The following is a 15,561-nucleotide window of genomic DNA, read 5'->3' as shown; positions in this document are numbered from 1 at the left end:
GGAACTTTATTTTAAACTATTTATGACAGATTGATTTTATATTTTTCTTCGACTGGTGAAGGAGTATTTTTGGGCGCAAGCTGTCCTATTTGAAATACTTTTTCAATAAACTCAATACTTTCATCTAATGAAGTATTTTCATTTTTTAAGTGACTTGCAAAGTGATTTGTTATTTTCTGAATGATTCTGGAGCTTATTAAATCAGCCTGAGCCTCATCAAAATTAGTTGTTTTCTTTTTTTGAAAAGCCAGTTCACCGGCTACAATATCATTTAGTTTTGCTTTTAAAGCATGAATAGTAGGGGCATATTTTCGACCATTTACCCAGGTATTCAATTCTAATTTCATATCCTCAATAATAGCTTCGGCAGCAGGAATATGCTGTTTTCTTCTTTCAAGGGTGTCATCTGTAATTTGAGACAAATAATCCAGATGTATTAAAGTGACTCCCGGTATTTGTTCTACATCGGGATTTACATTTCTTGGAATGGATAAATCCAAAATCAGTAAAGGTTTCTTTAAATTCAGTAATGTTTTGTCGATCGTTGGATTTTGGGCTCCTGTAGCTACGACCAATATATCTGCCTGCTGTATTTCTTCCTGTAAATTGGCGTAATCTTTTACAATAACATTTAATTTTCCGGCCAATTTTTCGGCTTTGTTTTTTGTTCTGTTAATAAGAGTGATATGGCCGTTTTTGGTATGTTTTACTAAATTTTCGCAGGTATTTCTGCCTATTTTTCCTGTTCCGAATAATAAGATGTTTTTGTTTCCAATGTCTTCTACATTTCGGATAATATATTGAACTGATGCAAACGAAACGGATGTTGCACCAGAAGAAATTTCAGTATCTGTTTTGATTTTTTTGCTCGCCTGAATCACGGAGTTTACTAAACGATCCAGGAAAGTATTTACTAAACCTTCTAATTTGCTGTGATTAAAAGCGTTTTTAATCTGGCTGATGATTTCAAAATCACCGAGGATCTGGCTGTCTAAACCTGTTCCTACGCGAAACATGTGGTTGATAGCTTCCTGATTTTTGTATATGTAGGCAACTTCTCTAAATTCTTCTACGGAACCATTGCTGTTTTCGCAAAGCAATTTGATTAATTCATATGGATGATTGGCAAAACCATAAATTTCAGTTCTGTTACAAGTAGAAGTTACAATTAATGATTCGATACCTTCCGATTTGGCTTGTACCAATAAATCAGATTGTGCCTTTGTATCTAAACTAAATTTTCCTCTAATAGTGGCATCTGCTTTTTTATAACTTAAACCTAATGCGTAAAAAGTGGTGGTTCTGGACATGTTAAAATTTTCCATATTATGCTTTCCTTAAAAAGTTCAACAAAATTATTACTAACTAATTTATAAAAACAACGCTAGAGGTACTTTTTATATCGCTATGGAATAAATTGATTCAAAATGGCATTCTAAATAGTATTTTTCGCCATTAATAATGATATCAAGCATTCAATAATATCTTATATATACTTATTCTAAATAATAACCTTGTTTTTGTCTGAAACGATATCAGAAAAAATATCGCTATGGGTTCGGTTTATGCAATCGTGATTATAAATGATTCACTTTCATATTATTAATAAGTGTATTTATAATCAGGTATGGCATATTAAATAAAAACGCTACCCGGAACAGGTAGCGTTTTTGAGAAGAAATTATTTTTGAACAATTGGAGTTCTCAATGATTCTAAAACAGCAACAATATCAGTATAAAGTTCTGTATTAGAAGCAACACCATTTGCATTGGCTGCAGCGCCTACGTAACCTTCGAATTTTGTATAATCCGCACTGCTTGATTTTGTTCCCATACGAGGGTTTGTTGCAGGATTATGTGCCGCTGTCATACTCAAACCGGAATATGTATTTACAGCATTTGTACCTCCCGTGTTAAACGAAAAGAAATCAGTCAGATTGTCTGATAATTTAGCAATATTAGTTGCCTGGGTATTCCCTGTTTCTGCTAATAAAGGAGCAAAATGTGCTTGCAGATTTCCTGCAGCATTAGACTGAACGTCAGCAACAATTAATCCTATAGTTGAATTGACTACTTTACGGAAACTTAAACGTCCCTGTTCGATCATCTGACCTGAGTTATCAGGGTCGGCAACCATTTTAGTTCCGCCCAGGCGCTCATAAATTGATGCTTTTACAACCGGTGGTGCCGGAGCGTCATCGTCATTGCTACTGCAGGAAGTCAGAGTTGCTGATGCAACGAGTAATACACTAAGTGTAATTTTAGAATAAATTTTCATAATACTAATATTAAAGGGTTAATTAAAAAATTGATTTATTTTCTGAGATAATTTGTAGCTCAAACTATTTTGGTCCATAGGACAAACTTCTTTATTCGCTAAATCGGCGGGTAAAATATAACGCTGTGCGTCGTAAGGTCTTTTCGCCATTAGCTGGTCATATACTTTTTTAGAACTAGTGACTTTATTGTTATGGAAGTAAACAACCACATTTCTTTTAACGATTATGGAATCTGAGGTTAATCCTTTAATAGATCTTAAATCAGAACAAATTTGTCTGGCCTGAACAGAATCTATATTTGTTTTAAAGTCAATCCGGCTTACTTGCAGATTTGGAGTTTCGTAAACAGCAGGTTTAGCCGTAATAATGTGGAAAAGAAGAATGGCGAAAAATAAGACAGTAATTATCAATCCCATCCAAAGTCCTTTTTTTATTATTTTGTTGATTTTCATAAAGCTGATTTTTAAAATGATTGGATTTTAAAAACTATATACGGGTACTCTTTTGGCTTGGTTTTATTTAAAAGCAGTAAAACGTTAGTTTAGAATAATTTTAAATAACTAAAACGTTGTAAACTGAAGTAATTTTAGAATACTCTGGCCAGATTAAACCCGAAAAAAACATCTCCTTTTGTCCAGTCTCCGGTTGTTCTTCCAAGATATCCGGCTTCATCAATTGCCTGAGAACTTGTAAAATGCATTTGAAAAACGTGTCCGCCGGTTTCTAAATCAAAACCAATAGATAATGGGTTTTTGTAAAGAGAATTTGCTGCCCTGTTTAAGTGTGCGGCATAATCAATATTTAACGACCAGCGTTTCGCAAATTTATATCTCCCTCCGAAGCCTACGGCGTATTGGGAATTACTTTGCTCGGTGTCTTCAACAAAATTTTCATGAAAAAATGTGGGAACGATTTCCAAAGAGAGTCTTTCAGAAAATTTTCTGGAAATTAACAGTTGCGCCACATAAGTCAGCCTGTTTTCAAATTTAAGCTTTGGATAAAGGCTTTCTTTTAGTGTGTTGTTAATAGACAGAGCGTTAAAACCGGCAATAGCAACAGGAAAACCGTCTTTTATCTGAGGAAACAAAGTGTATTTTGTTGCAAAGTCATAAGCAAATTCACTTCTGGCTGCACTTACGTTAAGTCCGTTGGTTAATCCGTAGATGAATTTTATTTGAGTATTGGCATTATCCAGTCCGTAGAAGCCTTCGAAACCATCTTTTACAGAACCAAAGCGGTGCGCAACAACAAAATACAAATCTCCTTTTGCCGCCAGTTTTGTAGATTCCAGATTAACAATTTTCAGGGCTTTAAAGGCAGATGTTACCTTTTCTTTTGTAACGGGCGTCTCTACTCCGGACAATAAATCGTCCTGGGAATAGGTTAATAATGGAAATAAAAATAATAATAGAATTAGCTTTTTCATGAGGTTAGTTTTAAATTGTTATTTGTTTTTTAGTGTACAATTGAAGATTGATCTATTTTAAATTCCTGCAACAGTTCATCATATCCTAAAAAACGTCCTTTGATTTTTAGCATTTTACCAGATGTAACATCTTTTGGCAAACGGTTTTTGAATGTTGCAAATATTTTTCCGCCCAAAACAATTCCATTACCAGTGGTATCAATAGTGGTTACTTGTGCGGTCAGTTCAATCGTTTTGTCCTGGTATTTGAGGTAAGCCAGGCTATCATTCGAGGTAAATTCTTTTTCGAGTCCGGAAACGGTCACTACATAATCTGCAGTTTCTGATTCGATATCCCGGTGCCCTTTGTACGTGTAGACGTAAACCGAAATTCCAAGTAAAAGGAAAAGGGAGATTGCTAGAAGTATTTTTTTTGTCATGGCAGTTTTTTTTAGTGCTTGAGTTTATCTACGTTAAAAAATACCTATTGGATTTAAATGATCAAATATGCCCTCTCAAAAATCTAGATCATTCATTTCAACGTATATGTTTTCGAAATGATTCTATGAACTGTAAAATCATTATTCTTTATAAACTAAAAAACCAATCATTATGAATTTAAAAACACTCTTCGTCGGTTTATCATTAGCTTCAGTTCTTGTGAGCTGTACGGATGATAATCCAAGTACTTTAATTGACACTGCTCCAATTAAAGGTTTGGCCACATACAATCAGAATGTGAAATCTATTATTGACAACAACTGTGTGGTATGTCATGCAACAGTTCCTAAAAATGGAGCCCCTATGTCTTTGGTTACCTATGACCAGGTGAAAAATGCAGTTTTAAATCGTGGCTTGCTTACCCGGATTTCTTTAGAAAACGGCAATAGTTCGTTAATGCCACAAGGCGGACCGAGATTGCCACAAACGACCATAGATGTCATTGCAAAGTGGCAACAGGATGGATTATTAGAACAATGATCTATAATAAAAACATGAAAAAAATCACACTGATACCAATGTTATTGGCTTCATTCATCGTCTTTTCGCAGGAAAAAATGTTAACAAAATCAGGGACAATAACTTTTGAAGCTTCAGTCCCTTCTTTTCAGCCAGTTGTGGGGACCAATAGTAACGTAACTTTTGTTTTAAATCCGGTAACAGGAGAAATTGCAAGCCTGGCTTTAATGAAGGGATTTCAGTTTGAAATGGCCTTGATGGAAGAACATTTTAATGAAAATTATATGGAAACAGATAAATATCCCAAAGCCATTTTTAGAGGACAAATAGAAGGATTTGATGCTAATAAGCTGACGGAAGATTATAAAGATTATACCATAACAGGAAAATTGGAACTTCATGGTAAATCTAAAGATGTAAATGCTACTGCAAAAATTACCAAAACGAGTTCCCGAATTACCATTATCTCAGATTTCGGAGTAAATGCCAGTGATTTTAGTATTCCTATTCCATCGCTTATTAAGTATAAACTTGATGATAAAGTCAAAGTTCAGATGATTGCTGTTTTAAAACAGGGCTAAAACAATTAGATTTTAAAAACAAATCCAATTAATTGTAAATGTTCCTGAGGATAAGTAAAACTTGAGGTTTCAATCCGGATAGCCTGGAAATAAAGCGATTGTAGCTCATGCCGTTGAAATGAATAAAATGTCTGAAAAGAATTTAAAATTAAAAACATGAAAAAAATCATACTCATAGGAATGCTATATGTTTCTGCAATTGGCTTTTCACAGCAAAAAATGATCAGTAAATCCGGAAAGATTACTTTTGAAGGCTCCGTTCCTTCTTTTGAAGAAGTTAAGGCAACAAATTCTTCCGTTACATTTGTTCTGAATCCTGCAACGGGAGAAATTGCAAGCCTTGCTCTGATGAAAGGATTTCGATTCAAAGTCGCTTTGATGGAAGAACATTTTAATGAAAATTATGTTGAAAGCGACCAATATCCAAAAGCAACATTTAAAGGGAAAATAGAAGGATTTGATTTAAACAGTTTAGCAGCAAATCCTAAAGATTTTACTATAAAAGGAAAATTAGAACTTCATGGAAAATCTAAGGATATTACGACTACAGCAAGAATAAGCAAGTCGGCATCGGGAATCAGTATTACGTCTGATTTTAGTGTGAATGCCAGCGATTTTAATATTGCAATACCATCTCTGGTTAAAAGCAAGGTTTCTAATAAGATAAATATTCAAATTGATGCGGTTTTGAAATAAGGCCTCAAAACAATAAAGATTTTATAAATTTAGGAGCAAGTAAACAATAAACCATCAAAAAGATTTAATTTTGAAAGGTAATTATTCGTTTTAGTAAAAAACGACACTAGTAACCTGAATAAATTAAATCAAAAATGGAGGAAGAAATAAAAATTGAAGACGACTTTACGCTGATCCGTTTTCAAAACGACAGTTCAGAACCTTTTTTTGCTCAGCGTGAAGTGGGTAGTGGTTTAATACAGTTTCATTTCGGACTAAAAGGCAATGCCAAATTTTTGTTTAATCAGGGCAATTATGCTTTAGAGCTGAAGGAGGAAAAATCACTTCTTTTGTACAATCCACAAAAAGAGCTGCCGCTTAATTTAGAATTAACCCCAAATTCCTGGGTGATTTCAGTTATTGTATCAATCAAAAAATTTCACGCATTGTTTTCTGCAGAAGCCGATTACATTACATTTTTAAGTGCCGACAATAAAGATAAAAAGTATTATAACGAAGGGAATATCAGTCCTTCAATGTCTATTGTACTGAGTCAGTTGTTTCATTATAACCTGCATCCGTCTATAAAAAACCTCTATTATAAAGGAAAAGGATATGAATTGCTGAGTTTGTACTTTAACAGAACCGAAGATCCGAACGCAGAACAATGTCCGTTTCTAATTGATGAAGACAATGTTTTGAAAATCAGAAAAGCCAAAGAAATCATTATCGCCAATATGGCTGAACCGCCTGGTTTACAGGAATTGGCTGATGAAATTGGCCTGAATCTGAAGAAACTGAAAATGGGTTTCAAACAAATTTATGGCGATACGGTTTATGGTTTCTTGTTTGATTACAAAATGGATTTCGCCAGAAAATTACTCGACAGCGGTTCTTATAATGTAAATGAAGTGGGATTGAAAATAGGGTATAGCACCGGAAGCCACTTCATTGCGGCATTCAAGAAAAAATTTGCCACCACTCCAAAAAAATACCTGATGTCGATTAATACGAATGTTTAGTATTTTTATAAATAATATTTTGTTTCTCGCAGATTTTGCAGATCGAGCAGATTTATTGTAGAATACATTATAAATAAACGGTGATCTATTCAGCTTGATTTTTTAAAATCTGCTTTATCTGCAAAATCTGCGGGCTAATTTTTAAACCAACTATTCATTCTTTAGTAATAACAGATGTAAAGCCTATGAAATCAATTTTTGATATGCAGCAATAAGTAAAAAGTAATAATTATCATATTTCCAAAACGTATTATCAAATACTTTTGGCGAAAATTAACCTAACAAATGCTTAAAGCCTAAAGCTTAAAGCCTAAAGCAAAAAAATAATGAAAGGCGTACTATTAGTAAATTTAGGATCTCCCGAAAGTCCAACCCCAAAAGACGTAAAACCGTATTTAGATGAATTTTTAATGGATAAATACGTGATCGACGTTCCGTATTTATTGCGGGCTTTATTAGTTCGAGGGATCATTCTGAGAAAAAGACCGGAAGAATCCGCACATGCTTATGCAAAAATCTGGTGGGACGAAGGCTCTCCGCTAGTCGTTCTTTCTGAAAGAATGCAGAAAAAAGTACAGCCTTTGGTAAATGTACCGGTGGCACTGGCCATGCGTTACGGAAGTATGACCATCGAAAAAGGGCTTCAGGAATTACATGATAAAGGAGTTACAGAAGTAATGCTTTTCCCTTTATATCCGCAATATGCCATGGCTTCTACTTTGACTATTCTGGTGAAGGCTGAAGAAATCAGAAAGAAGAAATTTCCACAAATGACTTTTACGGATGTTCCAGCCTTTTACAACAAACCGGATTATATTAAGAACCTGGCCGATTCCATTCAGAAACATTTAACCGGATATGAATACGATCATTTATTGTTTTCGTATCACGGAATTCCCGAACGCCATATTCGTAAAACAGATATAACCAAATCGCATTGTAAGATTGACGGTTCTTGTTGTAATACGCCATCTCCCGCACATGATTTTTGTTACCGTCACCAATGTTACGAAACCACAAAACAAGTGGTAAAGTTATTAGGACTTCCGGCTGATAAATACAGTCTGACTTTTCAATCCAGATTAGCAGGAGATAAATGGCTGGAGCCTTATACCGATATTGAAATTGATAAGATGCCGGCAAAAGGAATCAAAAAACTGGCAGTTGTAACACCGGCTTTCGTTTCGGATTGTCTGGAAACACTGGAAGAAATTGCTATGCGCGCCAAAGAAGATTTTGAGGCAAACGGAGGCGAAGAGTTCCTGGCTGTTCCATGTCTGAATGACGACGACGAATGGTGCCAGACCGTTAGTAACTGGATCAACGACTGGGCTAAATAAGAAGAAAGAAGAAAGAAGAAAGAGAAAAGAGAAAAGAGTAAAGAGTAAAGAAGAAAGAATCACTTGATGGAATATTATAACTACTTAAAATCACTGCATCTTATTTTTGTAATCACCTGGTTTGCAGGGTTATTTTATATAGTGCGTTTGTTTGTGTACCAAATTGAAGCCAGTGAAAAACCATCACCGGAAAAAGAAATTTTACAGGCGCAATACAAAATAATGACATATCGTTTGTGGTATATTATTACCTGGCCATCCGCAATTTTAGCGAGTATCTTTGCTTTCTGGATGCTGTTTTTTACTGACCTTGGAAACGCATGGCTTAAAATGCCCTGGATGCACGTAAAATTGTGTTTCGTGTTTTTGCTGTATTTGTACCATGCAAAGTGCCATCAGATTTTCAGGCAATTACAAAAGGATGAGGTGAAATATTCCAACAATTTTATGCGTTTATGGAATGAAGGCGCCACGATAATATTATTTGCAGTTGTTTTTTTAGTAGTCTTAAAAAGCGCCATCAACTGGATTTTCGGCGTAATTGGAATCTTTTTGTTCTCCATTATCATTATGCTGGGTTTTAAATTTTATAAAAGAATTAGAGAGAAAAAATAGTTTTCAGTCGCAGTTTTCAGTCTCAGTTTCCAAGCTGTTGCTGAAAACTGCGACTGCGACTGAAAACTAAAATATATGTTAAACAACTTCAAAATGTCGATGCTTTCCTTGCGTACCAGGATTTTCCTGTCGATGATTGTATTGATTGTTGTGGCATCTTTTTTACTGGCTTCCATTTCGATTATTCAATTTAAAAACGAAGCCAAAGAATACCATCAGGAACGACTCGAGCGTAAGGAAAATGCGGTAAAAGAACACATTAACTACGTGCTTTCCACTACAACATATCCGCTGAAAACCGGAAATCTGGATTTGATTTTTAAAGATAAAATCCATGAGTTGGCCCAGATTCATAAAATTGAAATTAATATTTACAGCCTTGACGGTAAGCTCCTTAAATCTTCTAAGGAATCTTTTGCCGTCGACAAAGCGCCGCCGCCCATTCCGGAGTATATCCTGAAACTGGTGCGGTCATCCATCGAAAAACGTTTTGTAGATATTAAAACGATCGACGGTGTTAAAAACAGGTCTTCCTATAGTCTGATTAAAGATGAAAAGTTCAAGCCGCTTGGAATTTTAAATCTCCCGTATTTGGAAGATGACGGTTATTATGACAACGAATTGAATACGTTTTTAATCCGTTTAAGTCAGGTGTATTCCTTCATGCTTCTGGTTGCCTTTGCGTTGGCTTATTTTCTGTCGACGTACATCACCAAATCCTTAAAAACAATTTCAGACCGACTCGAAGAAACCAATCTGGATCAGAAAAATGAGAAGATTGTTCTCGAAGCCAATAGTAAAGAAGTAAACTTCCTGATTAAAGCCTACAACGGAATGGTGGATAAGCTGGAAACCAGTGCGGTCAAACTAGCCCAAAGCGAACGTGAAGAAGCGTGGCGGGAAATGGCGAAACAAGTAGCCCACGAAATTAAAAATCCGCTTACCCCAATGCGTCTGACGGTGCAGAGTTTTCAGCGAAAATTTGATCCGACTGCTCCCGATGTAAAACAGAAACTAAATGATTATTCCGAAACATTAATCCAGCAGATTGATACGATGACAGCGGTCGCTTCGGCATTTTCGAATTTTGCCTCGATGCCCGCCCAGCAAAATGAAACCTTAAATGTGGTTGAAGTTGTCGAACTTTCATTGGATATTTTCAATGAAGATTATATTGTTTTTGAAAGCGAAGAAGAAAATATCATCTCCAAAATGGATCGTACACAATTGATCCGTATTATTACCAATCTGGTTAAAAATGCCACTCAGGCCATTCCCGAAAGCCAGTTTCATAAATCGATTGTCGTGACGGTAAAACGCAGAAACAATAATGTCGAGATTGCTGTAAAAGACAATGGCATCGGAATTCAGAAACTGGATACAAGCCGGATTTTTGAGCCAAAATTTACCACCAAAACCAGTGGAATGGGCCTTGGACTCGGAATTATAAAAAACATTATCGAAAATTACAAAGGAACAATTACCTTTGAATCAACTTACGGAAAAGGAACCACATTCAGGGTTTCCTTACCGATCACAAACTCTTAAATTCAGCGTCATGAACTACGAAAATCTTTTAATCTCAATCGAAGAAAAAATTGCAACCGTAACAATAAACCGACCTACTAAACTAAATGCTTTAAACAAAGCCACAATCAGCGACCTGAGTAAAGCCGTAAAATTGTTGGCGAAAAATGATGACGTTCGTGTGATTATCATTACCGGAAGTGGTGAAAAAGCATTTGTGGCCGGAGCTGATATTTCAGAATTTGCCAATTATACCATTGTTGAAGGAGCACAATTAGCAGCTGAAGGACAAGAAACATTATTTGACTTTATTGAAAATTTAAAGAAACCCGTAATTGCTGCCGTTAATGGTTTTGCATTAGGCGGCGGATTAGAACTGGCAATGGCCTGTCATTTCAGGGTAGCTTCAGACAACGCTAAAATGGGATTGCCGGAAGTAACTTTAGGATTGATTCCGGGGTACGGAGGAACACAGCGTCTGCCTCAGTTAGTGGGTAAAGGCCGTGCGATGGAAATGATTATGACCGCAGCGATGATTTCGGCAGAAGAAGCCAAACAATACGGTTTGGTGAACTACGTGGTACCTCAGACCGAACTTTTGGAATTTACGAAAGGAATTGCCCAAAAAATCATTAAAAATGCCCCGTTCGCGATCAGCAGAGCGATAAAAGCCATTAATGCCAACTACAAAGACGGAAAGGATGGTTTTGATACGGAAATAAAATCTTTCGGAAAATGTTTCGGAACACAGGATTTTAAAGAAGGAACAACAGCCTTCTTAGAAAAACGTAAAGCTGAATTTACAGGAAAATAAAGTTTATACCACAGAGTTACACAAAGATTTCACAGAGATTCACAAAGGAAAAATTTTAATACAAAGCTTTGTGTAACTTTGCGAAATCTTTGCGCAACTTTGCGGTACAACAACCCAGGCTGCTCAAGATTAAAAAACTTAGAACCTTAGCATCTCAGAACCTTAGAACTTTAAAAAATGTACGAACCTATATTTGCTCTTTTTTGCGAACGCGTCAGAGAAAGCATTCAAGCCGGCACTTTTGCCAAACTCACTCTGGCAAAAACCATTGGTGATACCGAGATTAAAAATATCTATTTTCGTTTGGTATTAAATGAAGACAATACTTATTCAATTTCACTCACGACTCGTTATAAAACCGAAGAAATAGAAAGTATTCACACTTTAGACGAAGCGCTATTGGTGTTGGGAACTTACATTAAAAATCCGTTTTTGACCGCTTTGTTGTTTACCACAGATAATGATGTGACTTTTAAAGTAAACAAAAAAAACGCAGGAAGTATTATCGAACAAGAGCCGACATTTAAAAATGCTTCGCCAGTAATGCTGGAAATGATAGAGAAGGGGATTGTTTAATATCAGGGATTGGTTGTAGGAGCTAATCCCGCTATCCGTTACAATCTTTTGTGGCGAACCCCGCCACAAAAGGATTTCCACTGCTATCGGGGCTAGAATGCACCTGGTTTGTCAGGCTGAGCGAAGTCGAAGTCCGGCGAAGTAACTCCACAAAGCTGCATTCGACTTCGCTCAGTCTGACAAAAAAATAAAATATTCGTGATTCTCTGTGTAATACTTCGCGAATTTCCGTGAAACAACCCTCTAAACCAGCTTCACAAACAAATTTGAAGCGATTTTATTAGAAATAGACAGTTCTCTGCTGTCCACTTTTATTCGTAACGATAAATCGAAAGATTCCTTAGAAATAAATTCGATTTTTGATCCCAAAGCAATTTCCTGTTTGTCCAGGTATTTCAAAAACTCAGAAGAGGTATCTTTTACACCCACACAAACTCCGGTTTGTCCTTCGTTTAATTCAGAAAGCAGGTATTTTTCGATTTTCACAATGCGTCCGTTCGCATCCGGAATCGGGTCACCGTGCGGATCTTCGGTAGGATTGCCCAGAAAATCATCCAAACGGTTAATCAGTTGTTCCGATTTAATGTGTTCGAGCTGTTCCGCAATATCGTGAACCTCGTCCCAGGAGAAATTTAGTTTTTCAACCAGAAAGACTTCCCATAAACGATGCTTTCGAACAATCATTTTTGCAGCCAGTTTGCCATTTTCTGTCAAAGACACCCCTTGGTACTTTTTATAATGAACCAAATCTTTCTCCGCCAGCTTTTTAAGCATATCCGTAACCGAGGAAGCTTTCGTTTCCATCATTTCGGCAATAGCGTTCGTACTCACTTCCGAATCATTAGAAGTAGTAAGGTGATATATCGATTTTAGATAATTTTCTTCTGAAAAAGTCATTTTGTGAGGTTCTAAGGTTCTGAGTGACTAAGGTTCTAAGATAAAGCAGCAAAGGAAAAAACCTCAGCAACTTAGTAACTCAGAGCCTTAGCCCCTATTTTTTAACAATCAACAAAGGTATCGAAATTTTATGTCTCAATTTATCTACCGTTGTTCCAAATAAAATATCTTTTAGTCCGGTGTGGCCGTGGGTTCCCATGACCAATACATCAAAATTACCGGCATTGATAATCTTCGGAATCACGGTGTTGGGTTTTCCAAAACCGAGTTCTGTTTTGATCGTGAAGCCTTTCTGCGAAAGCATTTCTTGATATTCTAATAATAATTTTTCATCGATAGTAGTTTCATGATCGTCGACATGACCTCCGTACATTAAAGCACCAACAGTCTCTACAATATGAATTAAGGTATACTGTGCCTCAATTCCGCCCAATTCAAAGGCATTGTTTAGTGCCGCTTCATCGGCTTTGGAAAAATCTACCAAAATAGCGATGTTTTTCTTAGTGTAAGTTTCTCTTGGGGCATATTTTAATTTTAAATGGTGAGGGGAATGATTCTCGATATTGGATTTGGCCCTGGCGATAAAAGGTTTTGCAATAATATATAACAGCAAAGCTAAGAAGCCAAAAGCAAGCGGAACCACCGTAAACCAAAGAATCAGCGGATGACTGGAGCTTTCCAGCCAGGAAGTAATTTCGTCATACACTAACTTTGCATTCAGGGAAACAATGATAAGAGCAATAATCCAGGCTGCGATCTGGGTAATTCTTGAAATATGGAAACCTTTCATTTTGGTTTTATCGCTCACAAAATGGATCAGCGGAATAATCGCAAACCCCAGTTGTAAACTCAAAATAACCTGACTCAGGATCAATAATTTTCCGGTTACGCTTTCCCCATAAATCAAAATCACGATAACCGCAGGTACAATGGCGATTAAACGGGTGATGATTCTTCGCACCCATGGCTGAATCCGTAAATTCAGATACCCTTCCATAACAATTTGTCCGGCAAGAGTTCCTGTCACTGTCGAACTTTGTCCTGCCGCAATTAAGGCCACCGCAAATAAAACCGGCGCCCATTTCGTTCCGAGCAAAGGTTCTAGAAACTGATGTGCATCCTGTATTTCGGCAACTTCAAACATTCCGTTTCTGTAAAAAGTGGCTGCGGCCAGAATCAAAATAGCGGCGTTGACAAAAAAGGCAAGGTTTAAAGCAATAGTGGAATCTATAAAATTGTATTTCAAAGCTTGTTTGATTCCCGCGGGAGTTCGGTCGAATTTGCGGGTTTGCACTAGTGAAGAGTGCAGGTATAAGTTGTGAGGCATTACCGTTGCACCAATAATCCCGATAGCGATATACAAAGCAGCGGAATTTGGCATGGATGGAATAAGTCCGTAGAGCACTTTGTCAAGCTCCGGTTCTGCAAAAATCATTTCAAAAATGAATGAAAATCCAATAATCGCGACCAGAACAATTATAAAAGCTTCCATTTTACGGATGCCTTTGTTAATCAGGAAGAGTAATAAAAAAGTGTCCAAAACCGTAATCAAAACACCTTCAATCAGCGGAATATCAAAAAGAAGATTGATTCCGATGGCCATTCCTAAAACTTCAGCCAGATCACAGGCCGCAATTGCAATTTCGGCAAGAAAGTATAAAATGTAATTGATAAACTTCGAATACGTTTCCCGCGAAGCCTGTGCTAAATCCCTTTGCGTTACAATTCCCAGACGGGCGCTTAAACTTTGAAGCAATAAAGCCATTAAATTACTCATCAGCAAAACCCATAGTAAGGAGTAACCAAACTGGCTTCCTCCCGCAATGTCTGTGGCCCAGTTTCCGGGATCCATGTATCCTACGCTTACTAAATAGGCCGGACCTAAAAAGGCTAATATTTTTCTGAATCCTGTTTTTTTATGCTCTGTTGCAACCGATTGGTGAACTTCTTCTAAAGATTTGGTCATTGTAGAAATGTTGTTTGAACAAATATAACGATAAATTGCATTCGCACAACAATATTTTTAGGCAAGTCTAAAACTTAAATGTTAGAATTTAAACAATTCGGGCACAAACCTGAAAGCGTAAAATTGATGTCGTTAACTTTATAATTATGAGGAATAATATAACTCGGCTTTACACTTTCCAGACAAGTTATCTCATGACAATTTTCACAACTGAAGTGGGCATGATTATGCATCGTTACCGGATGCGAATGATGGCATTTTGCGTACTTAACAGTGCCGTCAAGATCTACAATTTTATGTACGATATCGTCAGTTACTAATCGATCTAAGATTCTGTAAATCGTGACGCGATCGCATAAATCAGCTGTTAATTTATGTATTTCGGAGTGCGAAAGCGCTGTTTTAGATTTGCTGAGAATCTCTGTAACGGCCGTCTTTGCTGTAGTATTTCTTGTAACTTTCATGTTAAATGAATTAAATTTTATTATTGCAACAAAGTTGCAATTGAATTTTTTATGTATATTTGCAACAAAACTGCATTAAGCAAATATACATGATATGAAGAAAACGGCAACATCCCTTTATGATATTTTAGGAATTTCAAGCGCGACCATTTGTCTCTTGCATTGTTTGGTTTTTCCATTGCTTACCGTTCTTCCTTTAGGTATAAGTCATAATCCGTTTATTGATTTGATTTTTGCCATTATCGGAGTATTTGCAATTCTCAAAAGTATTAAAAAATCAAATCTGTTAGTGATAAGTATTATGATCATTTCAATGGCATTGATCTGGATGAGTGTTTTGAGTGAACTTTTCCTGGAAATTCATTTGAATCTAATATGGGCAGGAGGTGCAGGAATGATCATTGGACATTTTTTAAATTATAAATCACATAAAAAATAGA

The 15,561-nt window shown here is 36.4% G+C and carries 18 protein-coding genes; 10 read left to right on the top strand and 8 right to left on the bottom strand.

Annotated features, from left to right (window positions below):
* Positions 1-20: 20 nt before the first annotated feature.
* The 5 genes from hemA to GJU43_RS16225 all read right to left on the bottom strand — a co-directional run bounded on the left by hemA (position 21) and on the right by GJU43_RS16225 (position 4,124).
* Positions 21-1,325, bottom strand: coding sequence for a glutamyl-tRNA reductase (gene hemA / locus GJU43_RS16245; RefSeq protein WP_154341931.1), 1,305 nt, complete (start codon positions 1,323-1,325; stop codon positions 21-23).
* A 356-nt stretch (positions 1,326-1,681) separates the two neighbouring features.
* Positions 1,682-2,278, bottom strand: coding sequence for a hypothetical protein (locus tag GJU43_RS16240; RefSeq protein ID WP_154341929.1), 597 nt, complete (start codon positions 2,276-2,278; stop codon positions 1,682-1,684).
* An 18-nt stretch (positions 2,279-2,296) separates the two neighbouring features.
* A complete protein-coding gene (locus GJU43_RS16235) occupies positions 2,297-2,731 on the bottom strand; it encodes a hypothetical protein (protein ID WP_154341927.1) in 435 nt (144 codons plus the stop codon).
* Positions 2,732-2,865: 134 nt separating this feature from the next.
* Positions 2,866-3,705, bottom strand: a complete 840-nt coding sequence (locus GJU43_RS16230) for a DUF5777 family beta-barrel protein (protein WP_154341925.1) — start codon at positions 3,703-3,705, stop codon at positions 2,866-2,868.
* 29 nt (positions 3,706-3,734) lie between these two features.
* A complete protein-coding gene (locus GJU43_RS16225) occupies positions 3,735-4,124 on the bottom strand; it encodes a hypothetical protein (protein ID WP_154341923.1) in 390 nt (129 codons plus the stop codon).
* A 220-nt stretch (positions 4,125-4,344) separates the two neighbouring features.
* On the opposite strand from GJU43_RS16225, the gene GJU43_RS16220 reads away from it, so the two are divergent.
* The 9 genes from GJU43_RS16220 to GJU43_RS16180 all read left to right on the top strand — a co-directional run bounded on the left by GJU43_RS16220 (position 4,345) and on the right by GJU43_RS16180 (position 11,794).
* Positions 4,345-4,665 carry a hypothetical protein gene (locus GJU43_RS16220; protein ID WP_370455650.1) on the top strand — a complete coding sequence of 107 codons (321 nt, stop codon included), beginning with the start codon at positions 4,345-4,347 and terminating at the stop codon, positions 4,663-4,665.
* 14 nt (positions 4,666-4,679) lie between these two features.
* Positions 4,680-5,225 (top strand): YceI family protein, encoded by a 546-nt coding sequence (locus GJU43_RS16215; protein WP_154341919.1) that lies wholly within the window; start codon positions 4,680-4,682, stop codon positions 5,223-5,225.
* 156 nt (positions 5,226-5,381) lie between these two features.
* Entirely contained in the window at positions 5,382-5,921 is a 540-nt protein-coding gene (locus GJU43_RS16210) for a YceI family protein (RefSeq protein ID WP_154341917.1), read from the top strand.
* 134 nt (positions 5,922-6,055) lie between these two features.
* Positions 6,056-6,922 carry an AraC family transcriptional regulator gene (locus GJU43_RS16205; RefSeq protein WP_154341915.1) on the top strand — a complete coding sequence of 289 codons (867 nt, stop codon included), beginning with the start codon at positions 6,056-6,058 and terminating at the stop codon, positions 6,920-6,922.
* A 326-nt stretch (positions 6,923-7,248) separates the two neighbouring features.
* Positions 7,249-8,262 carry a ferrochelatase gene (gene hemH / locus GJU43_RS16200; RefSeq protein ID WP_154341913.1) on the top strand — a complete coding sequence of 338 codons (1,014 nt, stop codon included), beginning with the start codon at positions 7,249-7,251 and terminating at the stop codon, positions 8,260-8,262.
* Positions 8,263-8,328: 66 nt separating this feature from the next.
* On the top strand, positions 8,329-8,877 hold the full coding sequence (locus GJU43_RS16195) for a CopD family protein (RefSeq protein WP_154341911.1): 549 nt from the start codon (positions 8,329-8,331) through the stop codon (positions 8,875-8,877).
* A gap of 132 nt (positions 8,878-9,009) precedes the next feature.
* On the top strand, positions 9,010-10,425 hold the full coding sequence (locus GJU43_RS16190) for an ATP-binding protein (RefSeq protein WP_154341984.1): 1,416 nt from the start codon (positions 9,010-9,012) through the stop codon (positions 10,423-10,425).
* A 10-nt stretch (positions 10,426-10,435) separates the two neighbouring features.
* A complete protein-coding gene (locus GJU43_RS16185; RefSeq protein WP_154341904.1) occupies positions 10,436-11,218 on the top strand; it encodes an enoyl-CoA hydratase/isomerase family protein in 783 nt (260 codons plus the stop codon).
* A 177-nt stretch (positions 11,219-11,395) separates the two neighbouring features.
* Positions 11,396-11,794: a hypothetical protein gene (locus tag GJU43_RS16180; RefSeq protein ID WP_154341902.1), complete on the top strand. Its 399-nt coding sequence runs from the start codon at positions 11,396-11,398 to the stop codon at positions 11,792-11,794.
* A gap of 243 nt (positions 11,795-12,037) precedes the next feature.
* On the opposite strand, the gene GJU43_RS16175 is transcribed toward GJU43_RS16180, so the two are convergent.
* From GJU43_RS16175 to GJU43_RS16165, 3 genes are all read right to left on the bottom strand, one after another.
* On the bottom strand, positions 12,038-12,691 hold the full coding sequence (locus tag GJU43_RS16175; protein WP_154341900.1) for a metal-dependent transcriptional regulator: 654 nt from the start codon (positions 12,689-12,691) through the stop codon (positions 12,038-12,040).
* Positions 12,692-12,785: 94 nt separating this feature from the next.
* Entirely contained in the window at positions 12,786-14,657 is a 1,872-nt protein-coding gene (locus tag GJU43_RS16170; protein WP_154341898.1) for an Nramp family divalent metal transporter, read from the bottom strand.
* Positions 14,658-14,731: 74 nt separating this feature from the next.
* The gene (locus tag GJU43_RS16165; RefSeq protein ID WP_154341896.1) at positions 14,732-15,121 is read right to left on the bottom strand and encodes a Fur family transcriptional regulator; all 390 of its coding nucleotides are present in this window, start codon (positions 15,119-15,121) and stop codon (positions 14,732-14,734) included.
* 94 nt (positions 15,122-15,215) lie between these two features.
* Between GJU43_RS16165 and GJU43_RS16160 the strand changes: the two genes are divergently transcribed.
* The gene (locus tag GJU43_RS16160) at positions 15,216-15,560 is read left to right on the top strand and encodes a MerC domain-containing protein (protein WP_154341894.1); all 345 of its coding nucleotides are present in this window, start codon (positions 15,216-15,218) and stop codon (positions 15,558-15,560) included.
* Position 15,561 lies beyond the last annotated feature (1 nt).

The sequence above is a fragment of the Flavobacterium sp. LC2016-23 genome, from assembly GCF_009674775.1.
Lineage (GTDB): Bacteria > Bacteroidota > Bacteroidia > Flavobacteriales > Flavobacteriaceae > Flavobacterium.
The sequence above is the reverse complement of the archived record's forward strand: the minus strand, read 5'-3'. Positions and strand labels throughout refer to the sequence as shown.